Here is a 19,991-nt window from a genome sequence, read left to right as displayed (position 1 = left end):
CGGCGCGCCTTGCGGCGGCGCCCCGGGAGGCCGCGTTGATTACTGGACCACGAATTCCGTGAACAGCACGTCCTTGACCTCGATCGGCGGTGCGCCGTGATCGGTCGGCTCCTCGATCAGCTTCTTCAGCTCGTCGGCGAGCGCGCGCTTGCCGTCGAGAGTCGAGAGGTCTTCAGGGTGTTTGTTCGACAGGTCGAGCAGGATGCGGCTGCGCAGCTCGGGCATGTGCTCGGTCAGGCGCGCCTGCATCTTCTCGTCCGCGATTTTCAGCGTGAGGCCGACGCGCAGATAGTGCTGACCGTCGTCGGACAGCAGGTTCACGGTCATCGGCTCCAGCGCGAAGAACACCGGCGGCGGAGGCGGCGGAGGGGCCACCGGCTTCGAGGGGCCGTGCTTCGCGAGGAAAAAGTAAGTGCCGCCGGCCGCTGCGCCGGCAGCGACGAGGGCGATCAAAACGATCAGCAGGATGCGTTTCAGTTTCGCCGACTTGGGCGGCGTGGCGACAGGCTGCTGGGTTGCGGTCGTGGTTGCCATGGCAATGCGTTGCGTGTGAGCGGTAGGATGGATTGTTGGCTAAAGCAGGCCGTTGCGATAAGCCGAAAAGAAGGGAGATTCGATGCCATCTCGTGCGTTTGCAGCACGTCGTTTCATTGCCCGGCAGCGAACGGTCGAGCAAGGTTCGAGCCTGTCCCGGCCGGAGCCCGCGTCGCGAACGCGCGTGCGGGCCAGGCTGCCGTAAAAAGTAGCAAAAGTCGGCCGAAGAGGGCGGGAGCGGGCAGACCGGGGCAGGTAAGTGGCAAGCCGCCCGCAGGTTGAACCGGCGGATGGGTCGATCAAGTCCGCCCCCGCCGACAATCGATCGGCCGGACAAGGCGATGAACCCTGTCCGCCCGCCGAGTTCGCCGAGCCGGCCTGCGCTACCGGGTCACCCGTGCGGCCGGCGGCGCCGATCAGGCGAAGGTGTCGACGAGGCCGACCGTGCGCCGGCTCGATATGCCGGTGGACGTCATGACGGTGTCGCCATCGCCGCCTCCGGCATATCGGTCGCCCCGACCGCCGCGGCCGTTGCCATTACCGCCTTGCTGGCCGTCCTGCTGGCCCGCCTGACGGGCGAAACCGTCGCTCACGCTCGCGCTGCCGAGCCCGAGGCCGCCGGCTTCGAGCGCGTCGCGCAGTTTGGGCAGCGCGGCTTCCACGGCCTCGCGCACTTGCGGGTGCTGCGAGACGAAAAGCGCGTGCGCGTGATTGTCGGCCACCTTCAGGACGACTTGCAGCGGGCCCAGGTCCGGTGGGTTCAGCGTGAGCTCGGCACTTTGCTGGTGCGCGTTCGAGAGGAAGACGACCTTCTGGCTCAGCGCGTCGTCCCAGTCCGGTGTACCGACCTGTGGCGTCAGCGTGGCTGCGGCGCTTGCCGCATTCGTCGCGGCCGCCGCGTTGGCGGCGTTCGCGGCCTGCGAGGCTTGAGCGGCTTGCGAGGCTTGTGTGGCCTGGGTGGCGGCGAGCGCGGCACGCGCCGCTTCGGCCGTATCTTTCAGCGCGGCAAAGCTCGCTGCCCCATCGGCATTGCCCGCGCCCTGGGCGAGCGCCTGGGCCGCGGCGGCGTTGCCGTCTTGCGCGGCGGTGCCTTGCATCGTCTTGGCCATGTCGGCCGCCGAGTTCCCGAGCGCAGGGCCGCGCTTGCCTTCGTCCAGCAGCGAGCCGATGCCTTTCGAGGCGAGCGGCGAGGGGCCCGTGCCGTTGCCCGCCATGTTGCCGCTGTTGCCGAGCGCGGTCATGCCGCCCGCTGCCGGTGCGGCGCTTACACCTGTCGCCACGACACCTGCCGTGTTCATCTGGGCGGCAAGCGCGGCGTCGAGTGCGGCGCGCACCGACTTCGGATGGGCGCTCGCCGTCTTGGCACCGCCCGTGGCCGTGACGCCGGCCAGTGCGGGATCGCCGTCGGCCGTGGTCGTGCCGGTGCCGTCCGTCTGGGCGTTGTCTTGCTGCGCATCGTTCGCCTGGGCCTGCGCCTGAGCAGCCGCGGCGGCCGCGGCCGCTGCCTGCTCCGCCGCGCCTGCGGCGTTCGCGTCTTGCGAGCCGTTCGCTTGCGAATCGTTCGAGGCCGAATCGGAACGCTTGCCGTTGCCCGTCTTTTGCGGCGCCTGGGTGCCGTCGTTGGCGTCAGCGCGCGGGTTTGCCGTTGCGTTTGCCGTCGAATCGGTCGACGTGTCGTCGCGGCCCGAGTTGGCCTGCGAGGCCGAGTCGGTCTGGCTGTCGCTTTGCGGGCGGCTCGCCTGCGCGGCGGCCGCATCGTTCGAGGACGGCGCAGGCGCTGCCGGCTGCTGCGCGTCGATGCTTTGCTGCAGCGTCTGCGCGAACGGCACGACGGCCTGCGCGCTGCGCGCCGCAGCCTGGCGGCTCGCGCCCGCCGCGCTGCCGGAGGAGGTCGCGCCCGAGAGCGGATCGAGGAAGGAGGAGAGCGACATGAATTACCCCTTAATGTCGTGCGTCAGTCATTGGCTGGCGACGCATCGTCTCAATTGAATGTATCTGGTCGGTTCGAGCCGGCCCACGTGGGCCGGCCATTGGTCAATCGGTCAGTTCAGATCGCTGCGCCGCATACGCAGCACCTTGGCGGCGTGCTCGTCGGCGTCACGCTGTTCTTGCCGCGCGGCCACCCGCGCTTGCGCGGCGTCGCCGCGCGCCTGCAGCACTTCGTACGAGCCGAGCTTCTGCTTTTGCCGCACCCATTCGGGCTTGGCGGCTTCGACACGCGAGGTCGCCATCGTGAGCAGGCGCCGCTGCTGGTCGATCGCGGCATCGAGCGTGTCGATGAACGCCTGGAAATTGCGCCAGTTGCCCGCCGGCATGCCGGCCTGCGCCGAGGCCGAGAAGCTGGCGTGGTATTCGTCGCGGTAGCGAATCAGGGCGGCGAGCTGCGCCTCGAGGTCGGCACGCTCCCGCTGCGCGCGCCCGAGCTGCTTGGCCGCGGCATCGAGATCGCCCTGTGCGAGGTCGATGAGCGTCTTGATCGGAAAATGCTTCGCCATCCTCTGACTCCTTCGTTACTCGAACAACGCACCCAACATCGTGAGGCTTGAATCGAACGGCGCGCATTCGCGAAAACCCTGCTGCAAAAACGCTTCCATGCGCGGGTAGAGCGCGATCGCGCGGTCGAGCATCGCATCGCGCCCGCTCGCATAGGCCCCGACGTTGATGAGGTCCCGGTTGCGCTGGTAGCGCGAGAGCATCTGCTTGAAATTGCGCACGCAGTCCAGATGCGTTTCGTCGATCAGTGCCGTCATCGCCCGTGAAATCGAGGCCTCGATGTCGATGGCCGGGTAGTGCCCCGCCTCGGCGAGCGAGCGGGACAGCACGATGTGGCCGTCGAGAATCGCGCGGGCGGCGTCGGCGATCGGGTCCTGCTGATCGTCGCCTTCGGTGAGCACGGTATAGAACGCCGTGATCGATCCGCCGCCTTCGGGGCCGTTGCCGGTGCGCTCCACGAGCGCGGGCAGCTTGGCGAAGACCGAGGGCGGGTAGCCCTTCGTCGCGGGCGGCTCGCCGATCGCCAGCGCGATTTCGCGCTGCGCCATCGCATAGCGGGTCAGCGAATCCATGAGCAGCAGCACGTGCTTGCCCTGGTCGCGGAAATACTCGGCGAGCGACGTGGCGTAGGCGGCGCCCTGCATCCGCAACAGCGGCGAGACGTCGGCCGGCGCGGCCACGACCACCGAGCGCGCGAGCCCGTCCTCGCCGAGGATCTGCTCGATGAATTCCTTCACTTCGCGGCCGCGCTCGCCGATCAGGCCGATCACGATCACTTCGGCGCTCGTGTAGCGCGCCATCTGGCCGAGCAGCACCGATTTACCGACGCCCGAGCCCGCGAAGAGGCCCATGCGCTGGCCGCGCCCGACCGTCAGCAGGCCGTTGATGGCACGGACGCCCACATCGAGCACTTTGTGAATCGGCTCGCGCTGCAGCGGGTTGATCGACGGTGCGGAGAGCGGCGCATCGGCGCCCGTGTCGAGTTCGCCGAGGCCGTCGAGCGGGCGGCCCGAGGCATCCACGACGCGCCCGAGCATGCCCCAGCCCACCGGCAGGCGCTTGGCGCCCGCGAGCGGGTCGGCGATCGGCGCGCTTTCGCGCGGATAGACGCGCGCACCGGGCAGGAGGCCGGCGAATTCGGTCGTCGGCATCAGAAAAAGTTTGTCGGCCGCAAAGCCGACGACTTCGGCTTCGGCCATCGGCAGCGTGCTGCCGGGGGGAAGCTCGATCATGCACTCGGCGCCCACGGCGAGGCGCAGACCCACCGCTTCGAGCACGAGGCCGGCGGCGCGGGTCAGCCGGCCGCACGAAGAGAGCGGGCGGGCGAGCGTATTGCGCCGGCCGATGTCGTTCAGGCGGGCGCGCCAGGCCGCGAGGTGCGGGTTGGCGGCGAGCGCGGGGTCGGGCGCGTGCAGCGGCATGCGCAGCGACGGGGCGACGATCGCCTGGCGCGTGCGCATCGTCGGGCTGCCGCCGGGTTCGCGCGCCGGATGCTGGGCGGGCTCGGTGCCGTGCGCGGTCTGTTCCGCCGCCTGGGCGGCTTCGATCGCCTCGACCCCCTCGGGGCCGAACGACGCGAGCGCGAGTTCGACTTCGAGCGGGGACATGCCGCTCGCGCGCAATGCATCGGCCGTGCGTTCGATCACCATTTGCTCACCTTGCCGACGGCGGCCGCCACGCGCTCCCAGCGCGTGCCGATGCTCGCGTCGATCTCGCCGCTCGCGGCCAGCGCATGGCAGCCGCCGCGCTCCATCGCCGGGTCGGTGCGCACGCTCCAGCCGAGCGCTTCGAGTTCATCCTTCAAGTAGGCCTCGACCACGGGCAGGTCGGCCGGGTGGACGACGAGCTGCGGCGCGCCGGTGAGCGCCGGCTCGGCGGCGAGCACCTCGCGCGCGCAGGCGACGAGCGCGGCGGGGTCGTGTGCGATGTGCTGGCGCACGACCTGCTGGGCGATGTCGAGGGCGAGTGCGACGAGCGTCTCGGAGAGTTCGCTTTGCACGCCGTCGATCGCCGACTTGAGGCTTTCGGCGAGCGCGGCGAGCCGTGCGGCTTCGGCGAGCGCTTCCTGGCGGCCCTTTTCGAAGCCTTGGGCGTGGCCCTGCTCGAAGCCGGCCTGATAGCCGAGCGCCTGCCCGGCAACGTGACCCGAGGCGAGCCCTTGCGTGTGCGCTTCCTCGCGCAGGCGCTGGAGCTCGACGGCGAGCCGGTTTTCCTCGACGGGATCGGGGGGCGGCGGCGGATCGAACGAGGCCATCTCCCAGCGCTGGTACGCCGAGAGCTGCCCCTTGTCCGGACGCCCAGAGTCAGACATACGCATCTTCCGCCTTTCCGCCAATTACGATCTGCCCGCTTTCGGCAAGGTTGCGCACGATCTGCAGGATGCGCCGCTGCTGCGTCTCGACTTCCGATACGCGCACGGGACCGCGCGCATCGAGGTCTTCGGCGAGCAGCTCGGCCGCGCGCTGCGACATGTTCGAAAGGAACTTCTGCCGCAGTGCGGGCTGAGCGCCCTTCAGCGAGATGATCAGCGCTTCCGACTCCACTTCCTTGAGGATGAGCTGGATCGCACGATCTTCCAGATCGAGCAGGTTTTCGAAGACGAACATCTGGTCGATGATCTTCTGGGCCAGATCCGCGTCGTACTGCTTGATGTTCTCGAGTACCGTTTCTTCGTGCACGCTCGTCATGAAGTTCAGGATTTCGGCCGCCGTGCGGATGCCGCCCATCGGGCTGCGCTTCAGGTTGTCGCTGCCCGAAAGCAGGCCCGTCAGCACGTCGTCGAGCTCGCGCAGCGCCTGCGGCTGGATACCGTCGAGCGTCGCGATACGCAGCACCACGTCGTTGCGCAGCCGGTCCGTGAAGCACGAAAGGATTTCGCAAGCCTGGTCGCGGTCCAGATGCACGAGAATGGTGGCGATGATCTGCGGGTGCTCGTTCTTGATGAGCTCGGCCACCGCGGGCGAGTCCATCCACTTGAGCCCCTCGATGCCGCTCGTGTCGCTGCCCTGCAGGATCCGGTCGATGAGCACGCCGGCCTTGTCCTCGCCGAGCGCCTTCGTGAGCACCGAGCGGATGTAGTCGCCGGAGTCGAGCGACATCGCCGTATGCTGCTCGGCTTCCTTCACGAAGTCCTGCAGCACGGTTTCGACCTGCTCGCGCGTCACGTTCTTGAGCGACGCCATGGCCGCGCCGATCTTCTGCACCTCGCGTGGGCCGAGGAACTTGAAAACCTGCGCAGCTTCTTCCTCGCCGAGCGACATCAGCAAAAGTGCGCTCTTGTTTACGCCTTCAGCGCTCATCGGACACCCAATTCTTCACAACGGTTGCTACGATCTTCGGATCCTTGCGCGCGATGGTCCGCGCGTAATCGAGGTTCCGCTCGAATTTCTGCTTCTCGTTCTCGAACGCGAGCAGATTGATTTCCATGCCTTCGTCGAGCTTACCCGCCGTGCCGCCCACCGGCGTCGGGCCGGAGCCGCCGTCGATGAGCACCGGCTCGTCGGGCGAGCCCAGGCCGTCGATGCCGCCGGCACCCGCACCCGCGGCAGCCGCTTCGCCTTCGCTGCCCGGCGCGGGCAGCGGCGGGAAAGCCCGGCGCAGCGCCGGCTTGACCATCATCAGGTAGATCACGAGGGCGACGATGCCGATGCCGATCCACTTGGCCGCCTGGATCGCGAGGGCGATCATGGCCGGCTGGCGCCACCACGGCAGGTTCGCGAGCGGATCTTCCTCGACGGAGAAGGTGCTGTTGACCACGTTGACCGAGTCGCCGCGCTTCTCGTCGTAGCCCATCGCTTCCTTCACGAGCTGCGTGACCTTGGCGTACTCGTCGGCCGTGAGCGGCTGCATCGTCGCGTGGCCCTTGGCGTCGACCACGCGCTTGTAGTTGATGACCACCGCTGCGGAAAGGCGCTTGATGCCGCCCATCGACTGCTCGACGTGCGAAATGTGCTTGTCGAGCTCGTAGTTGGTCGTCGCGTCCTTGCGCTCGCTCACCGGCGTGACCGATCCGCTCGCGCTCGCGCCGCTCGCGGCCACCACCGGCGCCGAGGCCGGCTGCGGCGGCGTGTTCGACAGCGCGCCCGGCACGCCCGAGGCGCCGCCCTGGTTCATTTCGGTGGCCGAGCTGGTCTGCTGGCTGCGGATCGCGGCCTGCTGCGGGTTGCCGTTCGGGCCGTACGTCTCGGCCGTCTGCTCGAGCTGCGAGAAATCGATGTCCGCGCTCACCTGCGAGTGCGCGTTGCCGGCGCCGAAGAGCGGGGCGAGGATCGCGTCGATGCGGCGCTGCGTGTTGCGCTCGACCTGCTGGACGTACTTCAGCTGCGTCGCGTCGAGGCCGCTGCCGGTGGACGGCTGCGTCAGCATGTTGCCGTCCTGATCCACGACGGTGACGTTCTTGAACGGCAATTGGGGCACGCTCGAGGCGACCATGTGCGTAATCGCCGAAACCTGCCCTTCGTCGAGCGTGCGGCCTGGATACAGATTGACGAGCACCGACGCCGAAGGCGCTTCGCGGTCGCGCACGAACACGGTGGGCTTCGGAATGGCCAGATGCACGCGCGCCTTGCGCACGACGGAGACCGACTCGATCGTCCGCTCGAGTTCGCCTTCGAGGGCGCGCTGGTAGTTGACCTGCTCGGCGAACTGGCTGATGCCGAATTTTTCGCGGTCCATCAGCTCCATGCCCACGGAGCCGCTCTTCGGCAGGCCTTGGGAGGCGAGCCGCAGGCGCACGTCGGCCACCTGATCGGCCGGCACCAGAATGGCGCTTCCGTTCTCGGAAAGCTTGTAGGGCACGTTCGCCTGCTGCAGTGCAGCAGTGATCGCGCCCCCGTCCTGGTCGGACAGGCTGCTGTAAAGAACGTGGTAATCGGGCGAGCGCGTCCAGAGAACGAGGGCGGCCACGACGGCGATCAGTACGGCCACCGCGATGATGAGCGGCGCGCGCGGATTCGTGCGCATCTGCGACAGCGACGAGAATCGCTGTGCGAAGCCGCCGCCCAGTTCGGCGGCGCCTGCGCCTGCGCCCGCCGCACCGGTCAGGGCGCCGGCGGCAGCGCCGGGCTGCGCGCTCGCCAGCCCCATGCGGGCGTCGGGGTTGATCAAAGAATTGGCCTGCGAATCCATGCGACGGGGTTCTCCGGAATGCGGGGATGTCCGGTTCCCCTCGTCCGTGGACGGCAGGGGATGGACACTTTCACGAGGGGCATTATCCATAGCCCCCCGCGGTGTCCATCAGTCGAATAGAGCCGGGTTTTCCCCCTAGTTTCCCCCGTTTGGCAAAAGGGCCGCTGCTATGCTCCTCTTCGTGATCGATCAGGATCCGGGCGGTGCGCCGGCCTTACGTCGACACTTGTTTCAGGCTTTCCCCGTGGAGACACCATGACTGTGCCAGTCAACCCGCTTGCGTCCGCCCTCCAGCAGATGCGGACGATGGCGGCCGAGGCGGCCGGCAGCAGCAATGCCGCCGCGCTCGGCGGCCAATCCGGCGCCGCGAGCGCCGGCAGCTTTGCGTCGGCGCTCAAGAACTCGCTCGACAAGATCAACGGCGACCAGCAAAAGGCGGTCGGCGAAGCGCAGGCCTTCGAGCTCGGCGCCTCGAACGTCTCGCTCAACGACGTGATGGTCGACATGCAAAAGGCGAATGTCGGCTTCCAATTCGGCCTGCAGGTGCGCAACAAGCTTGTCACGGCCTATAACGAAATCATGCAGATGTCGATCTGACGGGCCGGTATGCGGTGTAAGCAACCGTAGTCAGACCGGTTCGCTCGTCTGTCTAAAGCTTTCCTCGGTCAATTCCGATAACCGCGTTATGAGCACGACGCGCACAGACTGCGCGCCGTGCCGGCGCGGTCGTACCCTCGCTACCCGCGGTTGCCTTGGGGTTTCCCCCCGGGCGCCGCGGCGAGCGTCGGTTTGTCCGCCGGAACACCGCACACCATCGAAAAAGGAGAAGCGCCGATGTTTTCCCATGGACACGCTGGAGCTAACGCCTATGCACGCGTCGGCGTCGAGACTGGGGTGATGGGCGCCAATCCGCATCGACTGATCCTGATGCTCTACCAGGGCGCCCGACAGGCGATCGCGCAGGCACGCATGCATCTGCAGCAGGGCAACGTGGGGCCGCGCGGCGAAGCGATCGGCAAGGCCCTGAACATCATCGGCAGCGGGCTGCAGGCCTCCCTCAACAAGGAGGTCGGCGGCGAGGTCGCCGAGCGGCTCGATGCGCTTTACAGCTACATGACGCGGCGTCTGCTGCAGGCCAACATCGAGCAAAGCGACGCGATGCTCGTGGAGGTCGACGGCCTGCTCGGCACGCTGGAGGAAGCCTGGATCGGCATCGGCGCGGAAGTGGCGAGGATGGCGGCCCAGGGCTCCCCGGAAGTTCAACGATGAACGCGAAAGCAGACTATTTTGCGCATTACGAAGCGATTGCCGCGGTGTCGGCTCGCATGCTGGCCGCTGCCCGCAAGGCGCTGTGGAACGAGTTGATCGAGTTGCAGGAGGAGTACCGGGTACTCGTCGACATGCTGCGCGACATCGATGCGAGTATTTCGCTCGACGAAGACGAGCGCGTGCGCAAGTACGACCTGATCCGGCGCATTCTGGCCGACGACGCCGCGATCCGCGATCTCGCCAACCCGAGCGTGGCCCGCCTTTCGGCCTTCTTTTCGGCGCGGCGCCCGGCGCATGTGCTCAAGGAATTGTTCGGCGCGCGCTAGCTCCCGGCTTGCGCGCATATTCATCCACTTCGATGTTTCTGCCTGCCGCGTCGCCAGATTGATGCTGGGGGCCGGCCCTTGAAGGACGCGGCATGACGGGAATCGACTCAGCGCTCGCCTCTGTGCTCGCCAGCCGCATCGACAGTCTCATCGACAGCGTTGCGGCCGGTTCGCGGACCGCGGCCGCGCAAACGGGCGCCTCGACGCAGACGACCGACATGCGCGGCACGCCGGTCGGCGCCGTGCCGCCGGTCGAGACGCCGCCTCCCGCTTCCGCCCAGGCAAGACTCTCCGAAGTCGGCCTGACGCTCGATGCCATTTCCCGTTTCGGCGGCGAAGCAACCCCACCCGTTGTCGGCGAGCTGCCAATCTGGCCCTCTCCACCCGCGATCGACGCCGCACCGGCACGCGCGGGCGCGGCCGGCGCCAATGCGGCTGCGGCCGGGGCGGCGGGCACGGCCTCCGGCAATCAGACAGCCGGGGCGGGCACGGTTGGCGCCGCGACCGCGGCCGCGCTGGTGCCCGTCGCCGCCCTTGCCACGGCGCTGGCGCGCACAGTCGCCTCGACGGGCCTCTTTTACGAGTCGCATCTCGCTCAATGGGCGTCCGGCGCCTACCGCTCCGAGGCATTGATCGGGGAGCCGCAGGCGCGTCTTGGCGCTCAGGCCTCTCAGCTTCCGCTCGATTGGGCGGACTCGGCGGCCGGCGTTGCCGCGGATGCGCCCGAACTGGGAGCCTGGCTTGCGGCACGGCCGGCGGCGGGGCTGTCCGGCGCGCCGGTGCCCGTTCATGCTCAGGCGGCGCAACTGCTGGCCTCGGCGCTCGCGGGGGACGCGCGCATGAACGCGACGGCTTACGCGACCGCGCGCCAGTTGCCCGATGTTTCGCTGCCGGGACAAGACGGCACGGGCGACGGCAGCCGGACCGCGGCCGCGTTGGCTCGCCATGGAGATGCCGCGCTGCAGGGCGCACCGAGCTCGATTGCGGCCTCGATTCACCCGGCGACGATTCCGCTCGTGCGGCAGCAACTCGATTTGCTCGCGACCGATCAGTTCCGCTGGAGCGGCGAAGTGTGGCCGGGCGCCAAACTCGACTGGACGATCGAGGAGGAGCGCGACCGCTACGACCCGCGCGGCGGCGCAGGGGGGGAAGATTTCGAGGCGCGTACGAGTTGGCGTACACGTCTTACGCTGGCATTGCCGACTCTCGGTACGGTGGACGCCGATTTGCTGCTGACGGGCACACAGCTGATCGTGCGCGTGCAGGCGAGCCCGACGGGCGCGGCGCGGCTCGCCGTCGGGCAGACGGCCTTCGGCGAGCGCCTCGAGGCGGCCGGCCTGAAACTGGCTGGATTGTCGATTCGCGAGATCGGCGGGGCCGTGGCCGCGGGGCCGGGGGGCGGCGGGCACGCAGCCACCTCCGCCTACGCCCGCGCGGCGGCGGCGGCGGCCGACGCTCAGGCGCGCGATCTGCCGCCCGAGGGCCCGGGCGCGTGGTCGACGCCGGCCGCAAGCGACGAGAGCGCGCCGAAACGGTCCGCCACGGACGAGGCAGCGGCTGCCCGACCCCGCACGTCGCCGCTCGATGGCCTGTTCGACGATCCGTTCGAGTGGGGCGGCTCATGAAACGGCCGTTGCGCAAGAGCGCGGCCGCAATCGCGTACGACCCGCAATCGCCCGACGATGCCCCGCGCGTCGTCGCGAAGGGCTACGGCGTGGTGGCGGACATGATCATCGAACGGGCTCAGGAAGCGGGGCTTTACGTGCACCGCTCGCCCGAGATGGTGTCGCTGCTGATGCAGGTGGATCTGGACGCACGCGTTCCGCCGCAGCTTTACCAGGCCGTGGCGGAACTCCTTGCATGGCTTTATGGGCTCGAGAGCGGCGCGACCGACGCGCCCGCGCCGCCGGAGCCCGTGCAGACCGAGGCGCCGGCTCGAAGCTCCACTTCCGCCTCCGCTTCCGCGTCGCCTTCCGCGTCGGCTTCGGCCCCGGCCGGCGCCGTCGGACCGGGCCAGCCTATGCTCGGCGGCTCATAGCGATCCATATCCGAAAGCCGGGGGCCTATCGAGCGGCGCTTGCGGCTTGCCGTTGCGTGGCATGGCGCACCGCCCCCAAAGGCCCCACAGCCGGACATTGCGCCGGGCATGCTTCACGCGGGCGGCGCTTTTTTGCCGCTGCGCTATGCGCCGTTCCACATCTTCCAGGATTTGGCTCCCTTGCCGGTTGGCGCCGATTCCGCCACGGCCGCATGCTGGACCGACGGGTCCGGCGGCAGCGGCGCATCGCCGGCTGCGGCGAGCGCACCGTCGCCGCTCGAGACATGAGCGGCAAAGCGCTTGACGAATTCCTCGGTGAGTTTGTGCACCGGGCTGCCGGAATCGGCCGCCGGCCGATGTTGCCCATTGCCGCGCGAGGTGGACGGCATATCGCACGAGAGTGTGGTGGCGCTGTCGCCGTCCGCTTCAAGGGTCAGCCGCGCGCTATCCGCGTCTCCGGCCGCGCTGCCGGCCTCGCTTTCGAAGCGCAGCGTGCAGGCGTGCGGTGCGTCCGAGGCCGTCATGCGCATGCGGCCCCGAAATCGAGCCTTCACGCCGTCGAGCGACGTGTTGACCGAAAAGGCGAAAGCCTGGTCGCCGTCGGCCTCGATCGATTCGCAGCCGGGAATCGCCGCGCGCAGCGTCGCGGCATCGGTGAGCGCATCCCAGGCGCGTTGCGGGGGTACAGGCAGCGTATAACGTTGCGTCAATTCCATTGCGTTGTCTCCCTCGAGAAGGACGGCCGGCGCACGCTCCGGCATGCGGGCGCACGACGGCGCGCACAGCCGGCCGCCTTCATTATGAACTTCGCCGGGGCGAGCGGTTCATGTGCCGTTTGCCGCGGCCGTTCGGTTCCGTCCGCAATAAACGGGTCCACCGGCTGCTGCCGGAACTACTCACTGTACTTCGCCATGAAAAACACCCCAAAAGTCGGATTGTGTCCAACTTTTGGGGCGCGATTCAGGCTGGGACGTTCTTTGTCCATGGAGCGGGACGAGCCGGCGCGGCGGCCGGCTGGGCCCGTCAGCGCGAGGCGGTGGCCAGCAGCGAGCGGCGGCGCGAGTAGCCGAAATAGACGGCCATGCCGATCACGAGCCAGACCAGGAAGGCGGCCCAGGTGATCCATTGGAGGTTGGCCATGAGGAAGACGCAGGCGGCGACGGCGAAAAGCGGCACGAACGGCACGCCGGGGCAGCGGAAGGCGCGCGGCAGCTCCGGGTGCGTGCGGCGCAGGATCAGCACTGCGATGGACACCATCGAGAACGCGGCGAGCGTGCCGATGTTGATCAGCTCCGCGAGCACGTCGAGCGGTACGAGCGCGCCGATGAGGCCGAAGAAGAGGCCGACGAGCCACGTCGTCTTGAACGGGGTCGCGAAGCGCGGGTGCACGCTCGAGAGCGACTTCGGCAGGAGGCCGTCGCGCGACATGGCGAAGATGATGCGCGTCTGGCCGTAGCTCATGACGAGAATCACGGTCAGCATGCCGAGCACGGCGCCCAGGTCGATGAAGCCCGCGACCCAGTTTTCGCCGGCAAGCTGCAGCGCGTAGGACACCGGGTGCGAAATGCCGGCGAAGCGCGGGGACGGCACGATGCCGGTGACCACGGCGGCTACGGCCACGTAAAGCACGGCGCACACGGCCAGCGAGGCGATGATGCCGATCGGCAGATCGCGCTTGGGATCGCGTACTTCCTCGGCCGCGGAGGAAACCGAGTCGAAGCCGATGAAGGCGAAGAACATGACGGCGGCGGCACCGAACACCCCGTGCCAGCCGTTCGGCATGAACGGATGCCAGTTGGCCGGCTGCACATGGAAGGCGCCGACGGCGATCACGGCCAGTACGACCGTGACCTTGATGGCGACCATGGCGTTGTTCACGCGCGTGGATTCGCGCACGCCCACGGAAAGCAGCGTCGTGATGACCATCATGACGAGGAACGCCGGCAGGTTGAACCAGGTCGTCGCACCCGCGACGGTGCCGGGTGCCGCGGAGAGCACCACGGGCAGCTTGAGCCCGATGCCGCCGAGCAGCGATTGCAGGTAGCCCGACCAGCCGACGGAGACGGCCGAGGTCGCAAGCCCGTATTCGAGCATCAGATCCCAGCCGATGATCCAGGCGGCGAGCTCGCCGAGCGTGGCGTAGGAATAGGTGTAGATCGAGCCGGCGACGGGAATCGTCGAAGCGAACTCCGCGTAGGCGAGACCCGCGAGCGCGCACGCGACGGCGGCGATCAGGAACGACACCATCAGGGCGGGGCCGGCCTGGACGGCGCCCGTGCCCGTGAGCACGAAAATGCCGGTGCCGATGATCGCGCCGATGCCGAGAAACGTGAGATCGAGCGGGCCAAGCGCTTTTTTGAGGCCGGTGCTTTGGGCACCGGCGATCATCTGCTCGACGTTCTTTTTGCGCAACAAGGACATGGAAGAAAGGTCTCCAGAATGCACCGGCGAGGTGCGTGCGCCGGCCACGTGAAAACCTGCCATTTTAGCTGAGCCCGGTAGCCAAACTGTAAGGCGTGCGCAGAATCAGAAAAAACGCCTGGGCGCGCACCTGATCGGTGCGGGGCGGCGGGTGCCGGCGGGCGGCGAGCCGGCGGCGCCACCCATGCGGCGGGCGAGGTGCCGAGGTGGCTCGGGCAGAGGGGCAGAGGGGCAGAGGGCGGCGCGAGCCGGGACATCATGTCGCGGCTTCGGCTCGGGTGGTGCGGGCAAGCAAGGGGCGGGCGACGCCGAGCGCCGCTGCCCCGGGGCGGCTAGCCGTTCATGGCGGGGTTGAAGTCGACGAGCCGGTTGCTCATCACGTAGTACGTGAGTTCGGCATTGTTGCTGAGCTTCATTTTCTCGAGCAGACGGCTGCGGTAGACGCTCACGGTCTTCACCGAGAGCGAGAGCGCCGCGGCGATATCGGTCAGCCGCTTGCCCGAAGCGAGCATGCAAAGCGTCTGATATTCGCGGTCGGAGAGCTTTTCGTGCGGCAGTTGCTCGTTGTCGAACGAGACGTAATTGGCGAGCGCCTCGGCCAGCGCCGGGCTGACGTATTTGCGGCCCGATGCCACTTGCCGGATGGCATCCACCATTTGTGCGGCGTTCACCGTTTTCGAGAGGTAGCCCGATGCGCCTGCCTTGAGCGAGCGCACGGCGTACTGATCTTCGCAGAACATCGAAAACATCACGACGGGCGTGCGCGGCGCGCGGCGCTTCAGGCGCTTGAGGACCTCTACCCCGTTCATGTCCGGCAGCGAAATGTCGAGCAGGACGACATCGAACGGATGGTCGTGCCCGACGCATGCGAGCGCCTGGGCGCCGTTGTCGGCTTCGACGACCTCGCGCGCCACGCCGTTCGTCAGCAGCAGTTGCCGCACGCCCTGGCGCACGATGGCGTGGTCGTCGGCCAGCAAGATCCTGAGCGTCATCGCTTATCTCGCCGAGGCGGTGGTCGGCGGCGTATCGGTGCGTGCGCTCTGGAGTGCCTCCCAGCCGAAGCGGGCACGCACGATGGTGCCGGCGCCGCGTGCCGTGCCGCCATCGCTGCCGCCCGCGCCTGGCCCTGCGCTTGCCCGACGCCGGGCCACGCGCAGCGAGCCTTCGAACGCCTCGCAGCGCGCCCGCATGCTTGCAAGACCGAAGCCGGCGTGCGCGCGTCGGCGCGGCAAGCCGCGTCCATCGTCGCTCACGATGAGCGTCAGATGGCGCGCGTCGGTTTCGATGCGGACGTCGGCGCACGAGGCGCCCGCATGCTTGGCCACGTTCGTGAGCGCCTCCTGCGCGACGCGGAACACGGCGAGCGCGGCGCCCGGCGGCAACTGGGTGAGGCGGACATCGGCGTCGCACACGAGGCTCGTGCGCAACCCCGTGCGCTCGGAGAAGGCGCGCGTCCACTGGGAAAGCGCCGCCACCACGCCGCCGTCGAAATGCGGCGCGTGCAGATCGGCCACGAGCCGGCGGCTCGCTTCGCAGGCCGCGTCGAGCGCGTGCTGCGCCACGGCGAACGCCTCGGTGCCGTCTGCCGGCGGCGAAGCGTCGTGGCGAGACACGGCGTTCGCGAGCGCGAAACGGGCGGCGATCAGCTCCGAGCCCACGCTGTCGTGCAGTTCCCGGGCGATATGGGTACGGGTGGCCTCGCAGGCGATGACCAGTTCGTGCGCGAGCTCGCGCAGCCGGTGGCGCAACTGCTGCATCTCGGGGTGCGCGGCAAGCTCGCCGCCTGCGCCCGGGCGCCCGCGCGAATCGCGCGAATCGCGCGGGACAATCATCGGCGTATCCATGTTCTCCCTGCTGCGGGGCAAATCGGCCAAACGTTCATTCATCGCAAACTGACGCTCGAAAGCGGGTGAAACGGTAACAACGACAGGACGCTCCGCGCCGGAAAACGCGAACGGCGCGGGTAACGTTATTTACATTCGGTAACATGTACCCGGCAGCTGGGAATCGATTCCATCCTTACCCGGACAATGGGCGGATGATATCTCAAAAATATGAAAAGGTCCGACCCGACAAGGCTTACAACAACTTCTTCAAGTACTGATTGACAAGTCTGTCAGCGAGGCGTGTAGGAAAAAATCCTACGACGAATGTCATGCCGGAAGCGACGATATGTAACAGCGAAACGAAGCGATGAGGGCCGGCCGGCTACCGGCGGACGAAAAAAAACCGGAGCATGAGCTCCGGTCTTCGCAGGCGCTGCCCACGCCGTTGCACGGGCGGCGAAGCCCGATTCGCGCGGCAAGCGCCTTTTGGGGGGCGAGCGCCTTTTGGGGCTTCAGCCGACGAACGCTTTCTCGACGACGTAGTGGCCCGGATCGTTGTTGCTGCCTTCCTTGAAGCCCATGCCGTCGAGCAGTTCGCGCGTATCGCGCAGCATGTGGGGGCTGCCGCACAGCATGACGCGGTCGTTCTCGAGCGAGAACGGCGACAGGCCCAGGTCTTCGAAGAGCTTCTTCGAATCGATGAGCTCGGTGATGCGGCCGCGGTTCTGGAACGACTCGCGCGTGACCGTCGGGTAGTAGACGAGCTTTTCGCGCACGATCTCGCCGATGTCCTCGTGAGCCGGAAGATGCTCGGTGATGTATTCGTTGTACGCGAGTTCGTCGACGAAGCGGCAGGTGTGCGTGAGCACGACCTTCTCGTAGCGATCGTAGACGCCCGGATCCTTGATGATCGACATGAACGGCGCGAGGCCCGTGCCCGTGGAAAGCAGCCAGAGCGTCTTGCCGGGCAGCAGGTTGTCGGCCACGAGCGTGCCGGTGGGCTTCTTGCCGATGAGCACCTGATCGCCGACCTTCAAATGCTGCAGACGCGACGTCAGCGGGCCGTCGGGCACCTTGATGCTGAGGAACTCGAGGTTTTCCTCGTAGTTCGCGCTGGCCATGCTGTAAGCGCGGATCAGCGGTTTGCCTTCCACTTCGAGGCCGACCATTGTGAACTGGCCGTTTTCGAAGCGGAACGACGCATCGCGCGTGCAGGTGAAGCTGAACAGCGTGTCGGTCCAGTGATGGACGGTAAGGACGGTTTGCGGATTCAGGTTGCTCATGGCTACTAGGACTGTGCGAAGAAAAGGCGGAGGCGCCCGACACAAGAACGCTCCGGCCTCGGTCGGCAGGGGCGACGCGCTCTCGCAAGCAACATTTCGCGAGGCGTTGAATCCGCTATTCTAGCGCGAGCGGGCAAGCCGCGGGCCGGGCGGCCCTGCCGAGGGCGGGGAGAATGTCTTGGCGCGGGGCTGCTCAGCGGCCGCCCGGAGCGGCGCTACTGCTTGAAAGCGAGCTTCACCCCAAGGCCTGCGAGCGCCACGCCGCACAGCCCGTCGATGGGCCGGCGCAGCCTGCGATAACCGCGCTGCGTGCGTTCGGCCGCGAACATCAGCGCCACGCTGCTATACCAGCCGGCCGAAAGCGAGCCGATCACGGCAAGGACCGCCCCATAGAACCAGAGCGGCGGATGCGCCGGGAAAAGTGCGGCAAAAACACTCGTCCAGAACACGCACGACTTCGGATTCGTCATGCACGTGACGAGCCCCGAGCGGTACGCGACGCGCCATGCGTGTGCCTGCCCGGCAACGCCCATGGCGGACGCCTCCATCGCCATCGTCATCGCTTCCCCGGCGGCACCGGCGGCACCGGCGCCCACCGCCGCCGCACCGCCGTGCACCCCGGCCGGCACGGTTGCCGCAACGGCCGCGGGCTCCGTACGGTCCACGCGCACGCTGTCGCGCAGCAGCTTGAACCCAAAATAGACGAGGTAGGCGGCGCCCGCGAACCGTATGCCCGTATAGACCCACTCGAGCCGCTGCAGCACTGCGGCGAGCCCCGCCATCGCGAGCGTGGCCCAGGTAATCGAGGCCGTGGCCACGCCCAGTGCCGAAGCCACGCCGAGCGAGCGCCGCCCCGCGAGCGAGCGCTGCGTCACCATGAAAAAGTTGGGCCCCGGGCTCGCGGCCGCAACGAAGTAGATGACACCGAGTTGCAGCAGCGTCGGCAGATAGTGCATGGCGAAGGGACTCGTGAAAGACGGACGGGGCACGCTGCCCGCTCGCGCGTGGAAGCGCCGGGGCGCGGGGGCGGTCAAACCGCTACTTTAGCGGGTACGGATGCGCCGCGCTCACTCGTCGAGCTTGAGCCGCGCGACGTAAGGCAGATGGTCGGAAAGCCAGGCCGTCTCCTGCGCGGGCTGAATCCACTCGACCGGCCGCATGCCCCGCACGAACATCTTGTCGAGCGCCAGCGCGGGCGAGAACGCCGGAAACGTGCGGGCCGGCTGGCCGAGTTCCGTGGCCACTTCGATCAGCCCGTGCTCCGCGAAAAGCGGCACCGAATCGTTGCGCCAGTCGTTGAAGTCGCCGGCCAGCAAGAGCGGGCCGGCCGGCGCTTCGCGTGCGATCCAGTGCGCGATCCAGTTCATCTGCCGCAGCCGCGCCGAGCGCGTGAGCGCGAGGTGTGCGCACAGCAGCGTGACCGAATGGCCGGCGAAGGTGGCGCGCGCAACGAGCAGACCGCGCTTTTCGAAGCGGTGCGCCGAAATGTCCCAGCGCCCGCCCAGGTCGAGCGGGTGCGGCGAGAGAATCGCATTGCCATGCCGCCACGACGGCTTGAAGACGTTCGGCCCGAGCGCGATCTCGAGATCGAGCGCATGGGCGAGTTCGGTTGCCTGGCATTCCCAGACGTCGGAGAGCGGGTCCTGCACAGGCGCGCCGAAGCTCGTGGCGAGTACCGGGCCCGGCATGCGCCGCGCCATGGCCTCCTGCAGAAAGTAAGCGTCGGCCTGCGTCGATTCGACCCACCGCTGCATCGCCTTCCAGGCGGTGAATCCGAGCGGAGAGCGGCCCTTGTGCAGATTCCAACTGACCGCAACGAAGTCCTTGCGCTGGGTCGCCACGGCTTGTCGCATCAATTCTTCGGGGTTTCGCATGCCGCGCTGTTCCTGCTTCCTTCAGTTTCCGGTGCGCGCCGCGACGCTCGCACGCACACGATAGACGAGCGTCGGACGGCTGTCCACGATGGTCCAGCTTGCCCATTGCCCCGCCGGCACGAGCAGGCCCGGATGGTTGGCGTTCACGCGCCGCGGCTGCGGCGGCAGCGTGCAGCCGTCGCGCGTTTGCTGGGGTGTGTCGTCCTCGAGCATTTCCTGTGCGTCGATGGCAAACGCGATGCCGCCCGGCTCCTCGGCGATGGGGGAAATCGTCAGCGTGCGCGCCAGATCGATGCGCGCGTCCGGCCGCTCCTTGCAGCCGACCGCGTGGACTGTCTCGTGATGATGGGTGGCTGTCACGGCCTGGCCGATGGCCGTCGTGCCCTCGAATGTATCGATCGTCGTACCGTCGCGCACCACCTCGAGCCGCCATTGGACGGCTGATGGCTCCTTGACCGCTTGCGCGGCGCCCGGCAAGGGCGCAAGCATGGCGCAGGCGAAAACGGCTGCCAGGGCGGCTTTGCATCGCATCCGGAACATCTCCTTGGCGCTTCACGGACGACGAAGCGCAAGCGTCCATCTTACGCCTAACGGGTTCGGGCCGCCCGCTGCGGCGTATCAGCAGCACCGGGCCTCGAGTGCTGGCTTTGCGCACGGAAATTGCATCACTACACTCGAATCGTCGTTAAAGGCATCAAGCGAAAAAGAGCGTGCGGCCGGAACGGAGCGAGCGCGGAACGTGCCCGTTCGCGGCGCGATGCGGCATGGCGGAGTCGTTCGGGGGAGCACCGAAGACCGGC

20 protein-coding genes are annotated in these 19,991 nt (G+C 67.9%); 5 read left to right on the top strand and 15 right to left on the bottom strand.

Annotation, left to right across the window (positions count from 1 at the left end; all coding sequences use genetic code 11):
• Nucleotides 1-39: 39 nt before the first annotated feature.
• The 7 genes from fliL to fliF all read right to left on the bottom strand — a co-directional run bounded on the left by fliL (nucleotide 40) and on the right by fliF (nucleotide 8,154).
• Nucleotides 40-534 carry a flagellar basal body-associated protein FliL gene (gene fliL, locus U0034_RS09030; protein WP_085228588.1) on the bottom strand — a complete coding sequence of 165 codons (495 nt, stop codon included), beginning with the start codon at nucleotides 532-534 and terminating at the stop codon, nucleotides 40-42.
• A 416-nt stretch (nucleotides 535-950) separates the two neighbouring features.
• Nucleotides 951-2,465: a flagellar hook-length control protein FliK gene (locus U0034_RS09025; protein ID WP_085228589.1), complete on the bottom strand. Its 1,515-nt coding sequence runs from the start codon at nucleotides 2,463-2,465 to the stop codon at nucleotides 951-953.
• Nucleotides 2,466-2,576: 111 nt separating this feature from the next.
• A complete protein-coding gene (fliJ, locus tag U0034_RS09020) occupies nucleotides 2,577-3,029 on the bottom strand; it encodes a flagellar export protein FliJ (protein WP_085228590.1) in 453 nt (150 codons plus the stop codon).
• 15 nt (nucleotides 3,030-3,044) lie between these two features.
• Nucleotides 3,045-4,673 (bottom strand): flagellar protein export ATPase FliI, encoded by a 1,629-nt coding sequence (gene fliI, locus U0034_RS09015; protein WP_085228728.1) that lies wholly within the window; start codon nucleotides 4,671-4,673, stop codon nucleotides 3,045-3,047.
• Nucleotides 4,670-5,344 carry a flagellar assembly protein FliH gene (fliH, locus tag U0034_RS09010; RefSeq protein ID WP_176072628.1) on the bottom strand — a complete coding sequence of 225 codons (675 nt, stop codon included), beginning with the start codon at nucleotides 5,342-5,344 and terminating at the stop codon, nucleotides 4,670-4,672. Before fliH ends, fliI begins: the two co-directional genes overlap by 4 nt.
• Nucleotides 5,331-6,326 (bottom strand): flagellar motor switch protein FliG, encoded by a 996-nt coding sequence (gene fliG / locus U0034_RS09005; protein WP_085228592.1) that lies wholly within the window; start codon nucleotides 6,324-6,326, stop codon nucleotides 5,331-5,333. Before fliG ends, fliH begins: the two co-directional genes overlap by 14 nt.
• Nucleotides 6,316-8,154 (bottom strand): flagellar basal-body MS-ring/collar protein FliF, encoded by a 1,839-nt coding sequence (fliF, locus tag U0034_RS09000; RefSeq protein WP_085228593.1) that lies wholly within the window; start codon nucleotides 8,152-8,154, stop codon nucleotides 6,316-6,318. Before fliF ends, fliG begins: the two co-directional genes overlap by 11 nt.
• Nucleotides 8,155-8,409: 255 nt before the next feature.
• Here fliF and fliE point away from each other — a divergent pair, with 255 nt between their 5' ends.
• The 5 genes from fliE to U0034_RS08975 all read left to right on the top strand — a co-directional run bounded on the left by fliE (nucleotide 8,410) and on the right by U0034_RS08975 (nucleotide 11,787).
• Nucleotides 8,410-8,751 (top strand): flagellar hook-basal body complex protein FliE, encoded by a 342-nt coding sequence (gene fliE, locus U0034_RS08995; protein ID WP_085228594.1) that lies wholly within the window; start codon nucleotides 8,410-8,412, stop codon nucleotides 8,749-8,751.
• A 237-nt stretch (nucleotides 8,752-8,988) separates the two neighbouring features.
• The gene (fliS, locus tag U0034_RS08990) at nucleotides 8,989-9,423 is read left to right on the top strand and encodes a flagellar export chaperone FliS (RefSeq protein WP_085228595.1); all 435 of its coding nucleotides are present in this window, start codon (nucleotides 8,989-8,991) and stop codon (nucleotides 9,421-9,423) included.
• Complete coding sequence (locus U0034_RS08985) at nucleotides 9,420-9,749, top strand: flagellar protein FliT (protein WP_085228596.1); 330 nt, start codon at nucleotides 9,420-9,422, stop codon at nucleotides 9,747-9,749. The genes fliS and U0034_RS08985 overlap by 4 nt, the downstream gene beginning before the upstream one ends.
• Nucleotides 9,750-9,841: 92 nt before the next feature.
• Nucleotides 9,842-11,374 (top strand): flagellar hook-length control protein FliK, encoded by a 1,533-nt coding sequence (gene fliK / locus U0034_RS08980; RefSeq protein WP_085228597.1) that lies wholly within the window; start codon nucleotides 9,842-9,844, stop codon nucleotides 11,372-11,374.
• Entirely contained in the window at nucleotides 11,371-11,787 is a 417-nt protein-coding gene (locus U0034_RS08975) for an EscU/YscU/HrcU family type III secretion system export apparatus switch protein (RefSeq protein ID WP_085228598.1), read from the top strand. The genes fliK and U0034_RS08975 overlap by 4 nt, the downstream gene beginning before the upstream one ends.
• A gap of 143 nt (nucleotides 11,788-11,930) precedes the next feature.
• Here U0034_RS08975 and U0034_RS08970 read toward each other — a convergent pair whose 3' ends face one another.
• From U0034_RS08970 to U0034_RS08935, 8 genes are all read right to left on the bottom strand, one after another.
• Complete coding sequence (locus U0034_RS08970; protein ID WP_158243496.1) at nucleotides 11,931-12,503, bottom strand: CoxG family protein; 573 nt, start codon at nucleotides 12,501-12,503, stop codon at nucleotides 11,931-11,933.
• A gap of 307 nt (nucleotides 12,504-12,810) precedes the next feature.
• Nucleotides 12,811-14,208: an amino acid permease gene (locus U0034_RS08965; protein ID WP_085228600.1), complete on the bottom strand. Its 1,398-nt coding sequence runs from the start codon at nucleotides 14,206-14,208 to the stop codon at nucleotides 12,811-12,813.
• A gap of 332 nt (nucleotides 14,209-14,540) precedes the next feature.
• Complete coding sequence (gene rqpR / locus U0034_RS08960) at nucleotides 14,541-15,200, bottom strand: response regulator transcription factor RqpR (protein ID WP_085228601.1); 660 nt, start codon at nucleotides 15,198-15,200, stop codon at nucleotides 14,541-14,543.
• A gap of 3 nt (nucleotides 15,201-15,203) precedes the next feature.
• Nucleotides 15,204-16,052, bottom strand: a complete 849-nt coding sequence (locus tag U0034_RS08955; protein WP_085228729.1) for a sensor histidine kinase — start codon at nucleotides 16,050-16,052, stop codon at nucleotides 15,204-15,206.
• Between the two features lie 494 nt (nucleotides 16,053-16,546).
• Nucleotides 16,547-17,317, bottom strand: a complete 771-nt coding sequence (locus U0034_RS08950; protein WP_085228602.1) for a ferredoxin--NADP reductase — start codon at nucleotides 17,315-17,317, stop codon at nucleotides 16,547-16,549.
• 215 nt (nucleotides 17,318-17,532) lie between these two features.
• Complete coding sequence (locus tag U0034_RS08945; RefSeq protein ID WP_085228603.1) at nucleotides 17,533-18,273, bottom strand: LysE family translocator; 741 nt, start codon at nucleotides 18,271-18,273, stop codon at nucleotides 17,533-17,535.
• Nucleotides 18,274-18,384: 111 nt separating this feature from the next.
• Nucleotides 18,385-19,191: an endonuclease/exonuclease/phosphatase family protein gene (locus U0034_RS08940; protein ID WP_085228604.1), complete on the bottom strand. Its 807-nt coding sequence runs from the start codon at nucleotides 19,189-19,191 to the stop codon at nucleotides 18,385-18,387.
• Nucleotides 19,192-19,212: 21 nt separating this feature from the next.
• The gene (locus tag U0034_RS08935; protein ID WP_085228730.1) at nucleotides 19,213-19,722 is read right to left on the bottom strand and encodes a hypothetical protein; all 510 of its coding nucleotides are present in this window, start codon (nucleotides 19,720-19,722) and stop codon (nucleotides 19,213-19,215) included.
• Between the last annotated feature and the right edge of the window lie 269 nt (nucleotides 19,723-19,991).

Source organism: Trinickia caryophylli, assembly GCF_034424545.1.
GTDB lineage: Bacteria > Pseudomonadota > Gammaproteobacteria > Burkholderiales > Burkholderiaceae > Trinickia > Trinickia caryophylli.
This window is presented reverse-complemented; position numbering and strand designations above follow the sequence as displayed.